At 63.5% G+C, this 13134-nt stretch carries 12 protein-coding genes; 11 read left to right on the forward strand and 1 reads right to left on the reverse strand.

What is annotated here, in order from left to right:
* Positions 1-150: 150 nt before the first annotated feature.
* Positions 151-1356: an aminotransferase class V-fold PLP-dependent enzyme gene (locus HNO82_RS21710; protein WP_008327336.1), complete on the reverse strand. Its 1206-nt coding sequence runs from the start codon at positions 1354-1356 to the stop codon at positions 151-153.
* Positions 1357-1658: 302 nt separating this feature from the next.
* Here HNO82_RS21710 and HNO82_RS21715 point away from each other — a divergent pair, with 302 nt between their 5' ends.
* The 11 genes from HNO82_RS21715 to gcvH all read left to right on the forward strand — a co-directional run bounded on the left by HNO82_RS21715 (position 1659) and on the right by gcvH (position 12693).
* Complete coding sequence (locus HNO82_RS21715; protein ID WP_008327337.1) at positions 1659-2597, forward strand: LysR family transcriptional regulator; 939 nt, start codon at positions 1659-1661, stop codon at positions 2595-2597.
* Positions 2598-2729: 132 nt separating this feature from the next.
* Positions 2730-4202 carry an NAD(P)-binding domain-containing protein gene (locus HNO82_RS21720; protein ID WP_175345106.1) on the forward strand — a complete coding sequence of 491 codons (1473 nt, stop codon included), beginning with the start codon at positions 2730-2732 and terminating at the stop codon, positions 4200-4202.
* On the forward strand, positions 4199-5173 hold the full coding sequence (locus HNO82_RS21725; RefSeq protein WP_175345107.1) for an ABC transporter permease: 975 nt from the start codon (positions 4199-4201) through the stop codon (positions 5171-5173). Before HNO82_RS21720 ends, HNO82_RS21725 begins: the two co-directional genes overlap by 4 nt.
* The gene (locus HNO82_RS21730) at positions 5170-6132 is read left to right on the forward strand and encodes an ABC transporter permease (protein ID WP_175345108.1); all 963 of its coding nucleotides are present in this window, start codon (positions 5170-5172) and stop codon (positions 6130-6132) included. The genes HNO82_RS21725 and HNO82_RS21730 overlap by 4 nt, the downstream gene beginning before the upstream one ends.
* Positions 6129-7121, forward strand: coding sequence for an ABC transporter ATP-binding protein (locus HNO82_RS21735; protein ID WP_175345109.1), 993 nt, complete (start codon positions 6129-6131; stop codon positions 7119-7121). Before HNO82_RS21730 ends, HNO82_RS21735 begins: the two co-directional genes overlap by 4 nt.
* Entirely contained in the window at positions 7114-8121 is a 1008-nt protein-coding gene (locus HNO82_RS21740) for an ABC transporter ATP-binding protein (protein WP_175345110.1), read from the forward strand. Before HNO82_RS21735 ends, HNO82_RS21740 begins: the two co-directional genes overlap by 8 nt.
* A 114-nt stretch (positions 8122-8235) precedes the next feature.
* On the forward strand, positions 8236-9822 hold the full coding sequence (locus tag HNO82_RS21745) for an ABC transporter substrate-binding protein (protein ID WP_175345111.1): 1587 nt from the start codon (positions 8236-8238) through the stop codon (positions 9820-9822).
* Between the two features lie 4 nt (positions 9823-9826).
* The gene (locus HNO82_RS21750) at positions 9827-11158 is read left to right on the forward strand and encodes an acyl-CoA thioester hydrolase/BAAT C-terminal domain-containing protein (protein ID WP_175345112.1); all 1332 of its coding nucleotides are present in this window, start codon (positions 9827-9829) and stop codon (positions 11156-11158) included.
* Positions 11155-11676 carry a CMD domain protein gene (locus tag HNO82_RS21755; protein ID WP_008327345.1) on the forward strand — a complete coding sequence of 174 codons (522 nt, stop codon included), beginning with the start codon at positions 11155-11157 and terminating at the stop codon, positions 11674-11676. The genes HNO82_RS21750 and HNO82_RS21755 overlap by 4 nt, the downstream gene beginning before the upstream one ends.
* Positions 11677-11687: 11 nt before the next feature.
* Entirely contained in the window at positions 11688-12293 is a 606-nt protein-coding gene (locus HNO82_RS21760; protein WP_008327346.1) for a peroxidase-related enzyme, read from the forward strand.
* Between the two features lie 22 nt (positions 12294-12315).
* The gene (gene gcvH, locus HNO82_RS21765; RefSeq protein WP_008327347.1) at positions 12316-12693 is read left to right on the forward strand and encodes a glycine cleavage system protein GcvH; all 378 of its coding nucleotides are present in this window, start codon (positions 12316-12318) and stop codon (positions 12691-12693) included.
* Positions 12694-13134 lie beyond the last annotated feature (441 nt).

Below are 13134 nucleotides of genomic sequence, written 5' to 3' on the forward strand. Positions count from 1 at the left end.
ATGTTGGGGCGGGCGGGCACCAAGTTTGTACCTGTCCCGGAGATTGATAATGTGATCGCCCACCTGGCGCGGCACAAAAAAACCACGGATCACACCGTGGTTCTGCTCAACGGCCGGGTCGTGGCCGCGTCCGTGAAGGGGACGGACGCTTCAGTCGCCGGTCAGTGCGGCAGCCTCGACTTCATGCGCCAGCACTTGTCGTACGGTGGCCACGACATAGTCGATCTCGGCCTCGCTGGTACCGCGTCCCAGCGAGAAGCGCACGGCATTGCGCGCCACCTCGGGCGAGCGGCCAATGGCCAGCAGCACGAAGGAAGGGGCCGACGCCGCCGAGTTGCAGGCTGAGCCGGCCGACACCGCAATGCCCAGCAACTGGCTGCCCAGCGTGCCATAGCGCGTGGGCGGAAAGCTCACGTTGAGGTTGTGCGGCACGCGCGCCTCGGCGCTGCCGTTCAACTGTACGCCCGGCAAGTTCGCCAGACCCGACCACAGGCGGTCGCGCAGGCAGCGGATGCGGCGTCCTTCTTCTTCCAGCAATTCTCCCGCCAGCGCAAAGGCCTCGCCCATGCCCACGATCTGGTGGGTGGCCAGGGTGCCGGAACGCATGCCGTTTTCATGGCCGCCGCCATCGATCTGCGCTTCCAGCGTCAGATCCGGGGTGCGACGCACGTACAGGGCACCGATACCCTTGGGACCATAGACCTTGTGCGCCGAGAAGGACATCAGGTCTACCTTCAACTGCTGCAGGTCGATGGCGATCTTGCCGGCAGCCTGCACCGCATCCACGTGAAAGATCACGCCGCGTTCGGCACATACTTCGCCCAGTTCGGCAATCGGCTGTATGACGCCGATCTCGTTGTTCACATACATCACCGAAACCAGCAGCGTATCCGGCCGCAGTGCCGCGCGCAACTGCGCTGCCGTGATCAGGCCGTCTGCATCGGGCTGCAGGATGGTGACCTCGAAGCCCGATTTCTCCAGCGTACGCATGGTGTCCAGCACGGCCTTGTGTTCGGTCGCCACCGTGATGAGATGCTTGCCTCGCCCCTGGGCACGCAGCGCGTGGGCACTGCCTTTGAGCGCCAGGTTGTTGGATTCGGTCGCCCCCGAGGTCCAGATGATTTCATCGGCCCGGGCACCGACCAGGCCCGCCACTTGTGCACGTGCCCGGTCGACCGCGCGCCGCGCCTCCCAGCCAAAAGGATGGGAACTGCTGGCCGCATTGCCGAACTTCTCCGTGAGGAAGTCGCACATGACGCGGGCTACACGCGGGTCAACCGGCGTGGTGGCGCCATAGTCCAGGTAGATGGGGAAACGAAGATCGGCCGACGGGCCGCAGGGAGCAGGGGCGTTCATGACGGTGTTCCGGAGAGTGCAGCGTATTCCAGTTGAGCAGGGTGACCAGCGACCAGCACATACAGTAACGCCGTCGCCCGCATCCGGAAAACGACTTTGCGCTTATTTGTATATACGATTTGTAAAGATTGCCCGCGAGCATCGCCACTGGCCAGGCCGCAAGGCAGGAGGACGGCGAGATTCGCGGTCACATGCCACCTCACGTATTTGCTTATACAAAATTATTATACTGAAATAGAATACAAGCAAACCTATAATTCGAAAATCATATGCAAGCACTTTGATCAAGGAATGCGATTTCCATGGACCTGAATCAGCTGGAAGCCTTTGCTGCGGTAATGACCCTGGGCAGTGTGACCGGTGCCGGCCGCAGCCTGGGCCGTTCGCAGCCGGCCGTCAGCAAGGCCATCGGTGATCTCGAGGCCGAGCTGGGCTATGCCCTGTTCGATCGCAATGGTCCGCGCGTCACGCCCACGGCGAAGGCTTTTCTGCTCTATGAAGAGGTGGAGCGCTCGCTGGTGGGCCTGCGCAGCATCCGCGAGCGTGCGCAGGAGATCGCCCGCGAAGAAGTCCATCCCGTGCACCTGGTGGCCACGCCTGCCCTGGCCTCGACCATCGCCCCGGCGGCCCTGCAGTTGCTGGCTGCCGACAGGGAGCGAGCCTTCCCCGAACACGTCCACCTGCGCAGCGCTTCGGCCGAGCAGGTGGTGCATGCAGTCCTGCACCGTACCGTCAGCCTGGGGCTGACCTCGCTGCCGGTGGCCCATCGCGGGCTGGAGTTGCACTGGATCGGCGAGGCACCCTGCGTGGCGGTGGTGCGCGCCGACCATCCGCTGGCCGGTCGCGACAAGCTCACCCGCGCGGCCCTGCGTGGCCAGCGCGTCATTACCATGTCCAACCGCTATCGCCTGCGCCAGCGCGTGGAGTTGGCGCTGGGCGAAAACAGCCAGCTCGATGTGGCCATCGATACCAATACCTCCTTCAACGCCATCATGGCCGCCCGTGCCGGGCTGGGGGTGGCGCTGGTGGAGCCGGCCACGGCCTATGGCATGCCCATCGAGGGCATGGTGGTCAAGCGCCTGGCGGTGGAGATTCCGTTTTACTTCGGCGTGGTCACGCCCTATGGCAAACCGGTCGAAGGCGTCACGCAGCGCCTCATCGATGCCGTGGAAAAGGCCGCCCGCATGACCTTGCAGGGCTTCGTCAAGCGCGATGCCAGCCTGCATGATGAATTGTTGTAAATGATTTGGCAGCACGCAGTTAGAACCCAAGCAAGCAGCGTCAACCGGGAAGGGCGTTGCATCACAAAACCCGAATCGAGACGATCGCAGGCCCTTGCCCGCGACGTCTCTTCATGCTTTTGACGAGGCGCTATGCACGAGACCGAACCGACCCTGATCCCCGCTGCTCCCCCGCAAGGACTGGCTGCCCTGGAGGCGCGCCTGCGCCAGGATCTGCAATGGCTGGCGCTGCCCGGCAAGTCCTGGACCCCGGCCATCCTGCGCGATGGCGTGCCGGTGATCGACGTGGCCATCATCGGCGGCGGCCAGGCCGGCATGGCCGCCTCGGTGGCGCTGTCGCACCTGGGCATTCCCAATGTGATCTATGACCAGTCGCCCAAGGACTTCGAAGGCCCCTGGGCCACCACTGCGCGCATGGAAACCCTGCGCTCGCCCAAGACCCTGACCGGTCCCGCACTGGGCTTCCCGGCGCTGACCTTCCGCGCCTGGTTCGAGGCCCAGTTCGGGCTGGACGCCTGGGAAGCGCTGGACAAGATCCCGCGCCTGCAATGGATGGAGTACCTGCGCTGGTTCCGTCGCGTCATGCAGCTCGATATCCGCAACGAACACCGCGTGCTGGCCGTGCAGCCGCGCGCCGATGGCATCGTGGCGCTGCAGCTGCAATCGCCTGCGGGCACATCGACCGTGCTGGCGCGCCGCGTGGTGGTCGCCACCGGCCGCGACGGCCTGGGTGGCGCCTACCTGCCGCCGCTGGCCGATCAGTTGCCGCGCGATCGCTGGGCACATTCCTCGGACCTGTTCGACTATGCCAGTCTCAAGGGCAAGCGCGTGGGCGTGATCGGTGGTGGCGCCTCCGCCATGGACAGTGCTGCCACCGCACTGGAAGAGGGGGCTGCGCGAGTGGATATGCTGATCCGCCGCAAGGACCTGCCGCGCATCAACAAGGGCAAGGGATCGGGCAGCCCCGGCCTGGTTAACGGCCACCTGCACCTGTCGGACGAATGGAAGTGGCGCATCCGCCACTACGTCAATGCGCAGCAGGTGCCGCCGCCCTCCGGCAGCACCCGCCGCGTCTCGCGCTTTGCCAATGCACGCTTCCTGCTGGGCACCGCCATCGAATCGGTCAAAGTCAAGCCGGACGGCACGCTGCTGCTGCAGACCAATCGCGGCCCGCTGGAACTGGATTTCCTGTTCTTCTCCACCGGCTTCAAGATCGACTGGAGCCTACGCAGCGAGTTCAAGGACATCGCCCCGCACATCCTCAACTGGAGCGACCGCTACACTCCGCCGGTCGGCGAAGAAGACCAGGAACTGGCCGACTCGCCCTACCTGGGGCCGGTATTCGAGTTCCAGCAAAAGACCCCGGGCAGCCTGCCGGGCCTGGAGCGCATACATTGCTTCTGCTATCCGGCGGCGGCCAGCCATGGCACGGTTTCCGGCGACATCCCCGCCATCAGCGATGGTGCCTACCGCCTGGCGCAGGGCATTGCTGCACTGATGTACGGCGAAGACGTGGAGTATCACTACCGCAATATCCAGTCCTATGAAGAACCGGAACTGGAAGGCGACGAGTGGAGCGAATCGCCCTGGGAGCTGCCCGCATGAGTGCAGCGATCGCAAAGAGCGTGTTGCAGGCGCTGATGGTGGTGCTGTTGATGACGGTGATTGTCTTCTTCGGCCTGCACATGATCGGCAATCCGGTCGATATCCTCATCGGCCAGGATGTCGATCAGGTGGACCGCCTGCGCATCATCCAGGAACTGGGACTGGATCAGCCGGTGTGGCGCCAGTACCTGGCCTTCCTCAATGGCGCGCTGCACGGCAATCTGGGCAACAGCTTCGTCTATAACACCCCGGCCATCCTGCTGATCTTCCAGCGCCTGCCGGCCACGCTGGAACTAGCCTTCGCGGCGTTGCTGCTGGCCTTGCTGGTCGGGGTGCCGCTGGGGCTGTTGGCGGGCATGAAGCCGGATCATCCCTTCTCGCGCCTGGTGATGACCACCAGCATCTTCGGGTTTTCGCTGCCGACCTTCTGGATCGGGCTGATGTTGATCATGGCCTTCTCGGTCACGCTGGGATGGCTGCCTTCGGGCGGACGCGGCCAGACCGCCGAACTGTTCGGTGTGCAATGGTCGTGGCTCACCGCCGATGGCTGGCGTCACATGATCCTGCCGGCCATCAACCTGTCGCTGTTCAAGATTTCGCTGGTCATTCGCCTTACCCGCGCCAATGTGCGTGAGGTGCTGCCGATGGACTACGTGAAGTTCGCCCGTGCCAAGGGCTTGTCCCCGGCGCGCGTGGTGCTGATGTACGTGCTGCGCAATACGCTCATCCCGCTGGTGACCGTGGTCGGACTGGAGTTCGGCTCCACCATTGCCTTTGCGGTGGTCACAGAAAGCATCTTTGCCTGGCCTGGTGCGGGCAAGCTGATCCTGGACAGCATCAACGCACTGGATCGTCCTGTCATCGTGGCTTACCTGATGGTGATCGTCTGCATGTTCGTCACCATCAATCTGGTGGTCGATGTGCTCTACAAATTGTTGGACCCGCGTGTGCGGGTGGAGGCCCGTGCATGAGCGCGCCGCAGACCGAAGTGACGATGACGCAAGAACAGGTACGCGCCCGCGTGGCCGAGCTGTCGGCCTTCCGGGCCCCGCGCCGCGAGTCCCCATGGCGGCGCGTGATGCGCCATTTCGTGGCCTCGCGTTCGGCCATGCTGGGACTGGTGATCGTGCTGCTGCTCATCGTCGGCGCCATCGCTGCTCCGTGGATCACGCCGCAGAATCCGTATGACCTGATGCAGCTCGATGTGCTTGATGCACGCCTGCATCCTGGCACGATTAACGGTGCAGGCAGCTTTACCTATTGGCTGGGCACCGATGGCCAGGGCCGCGATCTGGTCTCGGCCATTCTCTATGGCCTGCGCATCAGCGTGGGCATCGGCGTGGGCTCAGCCCTGATCGCCGGTGTCATCGGCACGCTCATTGGCCTGCTGGCCGCGTATGCCGGTGGCAAGGTCGATACGCTGCTCATGCGCTTTGCCGACCTGGTGTTGTCCTTCCCTTCGATCCTGGTGGCAATGCTGATCCTGGCCTATGTGGGCAAGGGCATCTTCAACGTGATGGCCACGCTGGTGGTGCTGGAGTGGGCGTATTACGCGCGCACCGCACGCGGCCAGGCACTGGTGGAGCGGCGCAAGGAATACGTGGAGGCCGCGCGCGGCCTGAATCTGTCGTCCTGGCGCATCATGGTGCGCCACATCCTGCCCAACTGCCTGCCGCCGCTCATCGTCATCGGTACCCTGCAGGTGGCGCGCGCCATCACGCTGGAGGCGACCTTGTCCTTCCTCGGCCTGGGGGTGCCCATTACCGAACCCTCGCTGGGCCTGCTCATCTCCAATGGTTACCAATACATGCTCTCGGGCGAATACTGGATCAGCTTCTATCCCGGCATCACGCTGCTGGTGGTGATCGTGGCCATCAACCTGGTGGGTGACCGCCTGCGCGACATCCTCAACCCACGGTGGCAAAAATGAGCGCGCCCACTCTTGAGGTGCGCAAGCTGCGCACCCATTTCTTTACCCCCGAGGGGGTGCTGCCGGCGGTGGATGACGTCTCGCTGTCGGTCGGTCGTGGCCGCATTCTCGGCCTGGTCGGTGAATCCGGATCGGGCAAGAGCGTGACCGGCTTTTCCATCCTCGGCATGGTCGATGCGCCGGGCCGCATCGTCGGCGGCGAGATCCTGTTCCAGGGACGTGACCTGGTCAGCATGGACAAGACTTCGCTGCGCGAGCTGCAGGGCAATCGCATCGCCATGATCTTCCAGGACCCGATGATGACCTTGAATCCCGTCTTGAAGGTGGAGGCGCAGATGGTCGATGCCGTGCTGGCGCACAGCAAGGTCGGCCGCCAGCAGGCGCGCGAACTGGCCCGTGACACTCTGGGCATGATGGGTATCGCCAGCCCGGAGGAACGGCTACAAGCCTATCCGCACCAATTGTCGGGCGGCATGCGTCAGCGCGTGGCGATTGCCATCGCGATGCTGCACAAGCCTGACCTCATCATCGCCGATGAACCCACCACCGCGCTGGATGTGACCATCCAGGCGCAGATCCTGTCGGAAGTGCAGAAGCTGGCGCGCCAGCATGGCACCGCGCTGATCTGGATCACGCACGACCTGTCCGTGGTGGCGGGCCTGGCCGATGAAGTGGCGGTGATGTATGCCGGGCGCATCGTCGAGCAGGGCAGTGTGGATGCGGTGCTGGATGCGTCGCTGCACCCCTATACGCAGGGCCTCATCGGCAGCCTGCCCAGCAACAACCGGCGCGGTGCGCGTCTGCGCCAGATTCCCGGGATGACGCCCAACCTGCTGCACCTGCCGCCGACCTGCGCCTTCGCTGCCCGCTGCGAGCGCCTGTCCCGGCAGTGCCTGGTGGCCCCCGCGATCAGCGAGCCACTGCCGGCGCACCGGGTGCGCTGCCATCACCCCATCCCAAGCACACAGAGCAACGAGCACCATGGATAAGGCCGTCATCCCTCTGATCGAAACCCGCGCCGTCAGCCGCCGCTTCGGCGAGCGCCGCCAGGGCTGGCTGGAACGCCAGTTGCAGGCGCGCGGCTGGAGCCGACCGCCGGCCGTTACCCATGCGCTGGACCAGGTGGACCTCAGGGTCTTGCCTGGCGAAGTGGTCGGCCTGGTCGGCGAATCCGGCTGCGGCAAATCCACCCTGGGCCGGGTAGCCTGCGGCCTGCTTGATCCTTCCGATGGCCAGGTACTGGTCCATGGGCGCGAGCGCGCCAGCCTCAACGGCAGAGAAGAGGCCGAGGCACGCCTGCAGGTGCAAATGATTTTCCAGAATCCGTATGCCAGCCTGAATCCGCGTTTGCGCATCGACCAGATTGTCGGCGAAGCGGCACAAGTGAATGGAAAGGTCGAGGGCGACCTCGATGCCTACGTCTGCCAGCAGTTGCTGCGCGCCGGTCTCGATCCGGCCCTGCGTGACCGCTATCCGCACCAGTTCTCCGGCGGCCAGCGCCAGCGCATCGGCATTGCGCGCGCACTCGCGGTGCAGCCGCAGATGCTGGTCTGCGACGAGGCAGTGGCGGCGCTGGATGTGTCGATCCAGGCGCAGATCCTCAATCTGTTCATGGACCTGCGTGAGCAACTGGGTCTGACCTATCTCTTCATCAGCCATGACCTGGGGGTAGTGGAGCACGTGTCGGACCGCGTGGTCATCATGTACCTGGGGCGTGTGGTGGAAAGTGCGCCGGTGGCCGAATTGTTCGGCCAGCCCAACCATCCCTACACGCAGGCGCTGCTGGCCGAGGTGCCGCGTATGGGAGCACGCAAGAAGGAATTCACCGCCATCAAGGGCGAGATCCCCAGCCCGCTCAATCCGCCCACTGGTTGCCACTTCAACCCGCGCTGCCCGCATGCCACGCAGCGTTGCCGTGAAGAGCAGCCGGTGCTGCGCGAGATCGCGCCGGGACACAGGAGTGCCTGCCATCTCAATGATGGCCGTTGACAAGGTTTGTTGAAATGTTCTACCTACCGTTCGGACTGAGCAAGGGGGCCGTCCAGAAAGCCCCGAACTGATGTATCCGTAGTGCTTCCACCCTGACCACAGAGGAACCCGACCATGAAGAAGACCCTCCTGACCCGCCTGCTGGCCGTCGCCCTGACCGGTGCAGCCCTGGCCGCTGCCGCCGATGCGGCGCATGCGCAGAACCTGAACATCGGTTTTGCCGATCCGCTGTCCTCGCTGGATCCGCAACTGAACAACCATGCCGGTGACCGCTCTGTGGACCTGCATTTCTGGGACCTGCTGGTCCAGAACGATTACAACAAGCTGGTGCCCGGCCTGGCCGTGAGCTGGAAGAACATCGACCCCAAGACCTGGGAATTCAAGCTGCGTCCCAACGTCAGGTGGCAGGACGGCAAGCCCTTCACAGCAGATGACGTGATCTTCTCCTACCAGCGCGCCCGCGCGGTGCCGGGCAGCGTGGCCACCTTCGCCGGCTACCTGCGCACGGTGGAATCGGTCACGGCCAAGGATCCGCTGACGCTGGTCATCAAGACCAATGTTCCCAATCCGGACCTGCCGCTGAACCTGGCCTCGGTGCATATCGTGAGCAAGCACGTGGGCGAGAAATCGACCACCGAGAACTACAACAGTGGTGCCGCGATGATCGGTACCGGCCCTTACAAGTTCGTCTCCTACATCCCGGGTGATCGCGTGGTGATGCAGCGTAACGACGACTACTGGAATGGCAAGGCGCTGTGGGAAAAGGTCAACTACCGCTACATCAACAATGGTGCGGCGCGTACCGCTGCGTTGCTCTCGGGTGATGTGGATGTGATCGACAAGGTTTCGGTGTCGGACCTGGTCAGGCTCAAGCAGTCGCCCGACATCAAGGTCTATCCCTACAACGGCCTGCGCGTGCTGCTGATCCAGCCGAGCTTCCATGAAGGCCCGAGCCCCTTCATCACCGACAACAATGGCAAGCCGCTGGAGAAGAACCCGCTGCTGGACGTGCGCGTGCGCCGTGCCATGTCGCTGGCCATCAACCGCAAGGCCCTGATCGACCGTATCCTGCAGGGTGCGGCCACCGAGGCCAACCAGTGGATGCCGACCGATACCTTCGGCTACAACCCGGAGATCAAGAACATCCCCTTCGACGCTGCGCAGGCCAAGAAGCTGCTGGCCCAGGCCGGTTTCCCGGAAGGATTCAAGCTGACCATCCACGTGCCCAACGACCGCTATCCGCAGGCGCCGGAGACCATGCAGGCAGTGGCGCAGTTCTGGACCCGCATCGGCATCAAGACCCAGGTCGAGGTGCTGCCGTGGGCGTCGTATTCCTCGCGTGCCAACAAGAACGAGTTTGCCGTCTCCGTGCTGGCCTGGGGTAACGGTACCGGTGAAGCCAGCTATGCGCTGGTCAATGTGCTGGGGACGGTCGATCCCAAGAAGGGGATTGGCGCCTCGAACTGGAACCACTACAGCAGCCCGGCCGTGGACAAGGCCCTGGCCGATTCGACCGCCGAGTTCGATGCGGCCAAGCGCGAGGCCATTCTGCGTGGTGCTGCCAAGACGGTCTCGGACGATGTGGGCGTGATTCCGCTGTATCACTACCAGAACATCTGGGCGGCCAGGAAGGGCCTGAAGGTCACTCCGATCACCAGTGACCGTACCACCGCCATGATGGTGACGCAGGACAAGAAGTAAGCGCATGCCCAACTTCTCGATTGACGTCAGCCCGGCCGACGACCTGATCGACGTACCCCGCCGCATCATCGTGCGGGGTGCGCATCCGGGCGAGCCGGTGCGCATTTCCTCGTCTACCTTGCGGGAGGGTATCGAGTGGCGCAGCACCGCCTGCTACATTGCCGATGCCTACGGCAATGTCGACGTGAGCATGAATCCGGCCATCGATGGCGATTACTACGGTATCGATCCCATGGGGCTGCTGTGGTCGCAGAAGCCGGTGCAGGCCGGTCGGCGCGATCCCTTCCATGCCGATGTGCTGGCGCCGCTGGTGACCACGCTGACGGTCTCTTCACTGGATCAGCCAGGGCTCGCACCTTGTGTTCCGGCCAGTACCGAGCTGGTGCAACGGCTGGCCGGTGCCGGCGTGATCCGGCGCGAGGTGCGGGAGCAGGGGCTGGTCGGTACGCTGTTCCTGCCGGCCACGCCGGGGCCGCATCCGGCGGTGATGATTCTCAACGGGTCCGGTGGCGGCATCAATGAACCGCGTGCCGCGCTGTATGCGGCACGTGGTTATGCGGCCTTTGCGCTGGCGTATTTCAAGGCGCCGGGCCTGTCGGACTACATCTCCAATACACCGCTGGAATATGTTGAACGCGGTCTGGACTGGTTGCGTGCCGAGGTACGTCCCTTGCACGATTTCGTCGCCATCAGTGGGCAGTCGCGCGGCGGCGAGCTGGTGTTGCTGCTGGCTGCGGTCTTCCCGCAGAAGGTCTCGGCGGTGTTGGCCTATGTACCCAGTGCCCTGGTACACAGCGGCCAGAACGCGGCTGACCCGGCCGTGGGGCGGGAAGGTCCGACCTGGTTGCTGCGCGGTGAACCCTTGCCGCATCAATGGCAGGACAACCGCACGGCCAGCTGGGCGCCGTTTGACGAAGGCCCGGCCCCGCACCGTCATGCGCTGGCCATGCTGACTGCGCTGCAGGATGAGGATGCGGTGGCGCGTGCCCGCATTCCGGTGGAGAAGATCACGGCACCGGTGTTGCTGCTGTCGGCCACCGATGATGGTTCCTGGCCTTCCAGTCTGTATTGCGCGATGGTGCGTGACAAGCTGGCCGAGGTGTCGCATCGGTGGCCGGTGGTATGGCGCGACTATGCGCATGCCGGCCATTCGATTCTGTTCCCGTTTGTTCCGACCACGCAGACCACGTATGCGCACCCGGTCTCGGGGCGCATCAGTACCGGTGGCGGCGAGCCCGCCGCCAATGCCCGTGCCGATCTCGACGCCTGGCAGCAGGCGCAGCACTTCCTGCGCGAGGCGCTGGCCAGGCACACATCCACAAAGGAAATTTCATGAGTACCCCTGTCTACGACATCAGCAAGGATGTCATCGACCAGTTGGCCGGTCTGGCCGCTGGCAGTCCCCTGCACGGCCTGCGCCATCAGCGCGACAAGGTGGCCGTGGCGTCGCAGGGCAGCTATGACACCTTGTTCGATCCGGCTCTGGAGGGCATCGGCCTGGACGAGCGTCTGCTGGTGGCGCTGTACGCCTGCCGTCTGGCGGGTGCGTCCGATCTGGCTGCGCACTACCGCGAACGTGCTCAGGCGGTGTCGGCGGATGCCGGGCAACTGGCGGTGGCCGAGAGTGGCGCGCCTGAGCAATTGCCGGAGGGCCGTTTGCGCGCCATGCTGGTCTTTACGCGCGCGCTGACGCAGCGGCCGGTGGAAGGCGACAAGGCGGCGATCGAGAAGCTGCCGGCCGCTGGCATCAGTACGCCTGCGGTGGTGGCGCTGTCGCAGCTGATCGCTTTCGTGTCCTATCAATTGCGTGTGGTCGCGGGCCTGAAGGCCATGCGTGCTGCCGCTGCCCAGTAAGGAGAGTCGACATGAGCGACATCATCAAGGCCAATGGCTTTACCAATGAGTCCCTGGAGTGGGATGCCTGGCTGGATGTGATCCAGCTGGAAGCGGCCAGTGAGGACCAGATCAAGGTGCTGGAAGAAAGCCATCCCAAGGCCAAGACCTCGGACTATTACCTGTTTCTGGCACATCAGCCGGACATCCTGCGTCAGCGCTCGGCTGCGTTCAACGCCATCATGTATGCGCCAGGCGGGTTGTCGCGCGCCGAGCGGGAGCTGGGTTCGCTGGTGGTTTCGCGTATCAATGGCTGTGTGTATTGTGCGTCGGTCCATGCACAGCGTTTTGAGCAGTTGGCCAAGCGTAACGATACGGTTCGGCAGGTGTTCGATTCGCCTTATGGGGCAGGGGTGGACGCGCGCGAGCAGGCCATCGCCAAGTTCTCGGCGGAACTGACCGAGACGCCTGGTGATATCAGCGCCGGGCAGATCAAGGCGCTGTATGACGTGGGCTTGAACGAGCTGGAAGTGCTGGATCTGATTCATTCGGTGGCCATCTTCGCCTGGGCCAACCGCTTGATGCTCAACCTGGGTGAGCCGGTGTTTGCCGATGGCAGCAAGGCTGAAGCCAAATAATCATTTGCATGAGGAGACTGTGATGCACATTCCGGATCATCTGGTCTATGCCGATACCCATGAGTGGGTGAAGCTTGAAGACGACGGGACACTGACCATCGGTATTACCGATTTCGGTCAGGAACAGTTGGGGCCGCTGGTGTATGTGGATATGCCAGCGGTGGGCAAGGTGTTGGCACAGGGGGCTGAATCGGGCATCGTCGAGTCCAACAAGACAGCTTCTGATCTGCATGCGCCTGTTGATGGGGAGGTAATTGCTGTCAACGAGGTGCTGCTTGATGCGCCTGATGCCATCAATGCGGCGCCTTATGAACAGTGGATCTTCAAGCTGAAGCCGGCTGTGCCTTTCTCTGCTGATGGGTTCCTTGATGCGGCTGGTTACATCAAGCTGATTTCCTGACTTGTTCCCGTTGCTGGTTGATGTTGTCTTGGCGGGCTTGGTTTTTGGTTTTGGTTTTTGGGTAGTCTGCACGGATTGCTGTTCTGCGCTCTAGCTTAATACTTATCATTCTCCGGTCGTGAGGACGCGCCGGGGGCGGCCCGGCAGCCGCTCACTTTTCTTGTCTCGCCAAGAAAAGTAAGCAAAAGAAGGCGACCCCAGAGAGCCAGCCCTCCTTCGGAGGGTGCCCGCCGCAGCGAAGCGAAAAGTGGGAAGGATAGAGTCGCTACGCTCCGACTATCCTTCTGATCCACTTTTCGCTCCGCTGCGGCGGCTGGCTCTATGGGGAGAGTCCACTCGGGCTCGCCTGCGGCCTCGCCCGGTCTCCGACTCGCCTTCGGCTTTGTGTTGGCTCGCCTGTGGCATCGATTTTTTCTTCGATCAATTTCCTGTTTTGGTTTT

Source organism: Herbaspirillum sp. C9C3 (assembly GCF_013359625.1).
Taxonomy (GTDB): Bacteria; Pseudomonadota; Gammaproteobacteria; order Burkholderiales; family Burkholderiaceae_D; genus Herbaspirillum.

What these genes read in the sequence shown, in the direction of transcription:
- HNO82_RS21720 (WP_175345106.1), top strand. Translation starts at nt 2,730, where the DNA reads ATGCACGAGACCGAACCGACCCTGATCCCCGCTGCTCCCCCGCAAGGA.
- HNO82_RS21760 (WP_008327346.1), top strand. Translation starts at nt 11,688, where the DNA reads ATGAGCGACATCATCAAGGCCAATGGCTTTACCAATGAGTCCCTGGAG.
- HNO82_RS21740 (WP_175345110.1), top strand. Translation starts at nt 7,114, where the DNA reads ATGGATAAGGCCGTCATCCCTCTGATCGAAACCCGCGCCGTCAGCCGC.
- HNO82_RS21710 (WP_008327336.1), bottom strand. Translation starts at nt 1,356, where the DNA reads ATGAACGCCCCTGCTCCCTGCGGCCCGTCGGCCGATCTTCGTTTCCCC.
- HNO82_RS21715 (WP_008327337.1), top strand. Translation starts at nt 1,659, where the DNA reads ATGGACCTGAATCAGCTGGAAGCCTTTGCTGCGGTAATGACCCTGGGC.
- HNO82_RS21730 (WP_175345108.1), top strand. Translation starts at nt 5,170, where the DNA reads ATGAGCGCGCCGCAGACCGAAGTGACGATGACGCAAGAACAGGTACGC.
- HNO82_RS21745 (WP_175345111.1), top strand. Translation starts at nt 8,236, where the DNA reads ATGAAGAAGACCCTCCTGACCCGCCTGCTGGCCGTCGCCCTGACCGGT.
- HNO82_RS21725 (WP_175345107.1), top strand. Translation starts at nt 4,199, where the DNA reads ATGAGTGCAGCGATCGCAAAGAGCGTGTTGCAGGCGCTGATGGTGGTG.
- gcvH (WP_008327347.1), top strand. Translation starts at nt 12,316, where the DNA reads ATGCACATTCCGGATCATCTGGTCTATGCCGATACCCATGAGTGGGTG.
- HNO82_RS21735 (WP_175345109.1), top strand. Translation starts at nt 6,129, where the DNA reads ATGAGCGCGCCCACTCTTGAGGTGCGCAAGCTGCGCACCCATTTCTTT.
- HNO82_RS21750 (WP_175345112.1), top strand. Translation starts at nt 9,827, where the DNA reads ATGCCCAACTTCTCGATTGACGTCAGCCCGGCCGACGACCTGATCGAC.
- HNO82_RS21755 (WP_008327345.1), top strand. Translation starts at nt 11,155, where the DNA reads ATGAGTACCCCTGTCTACGACATCAGCAAGGATGTCATCGACCAGTTG.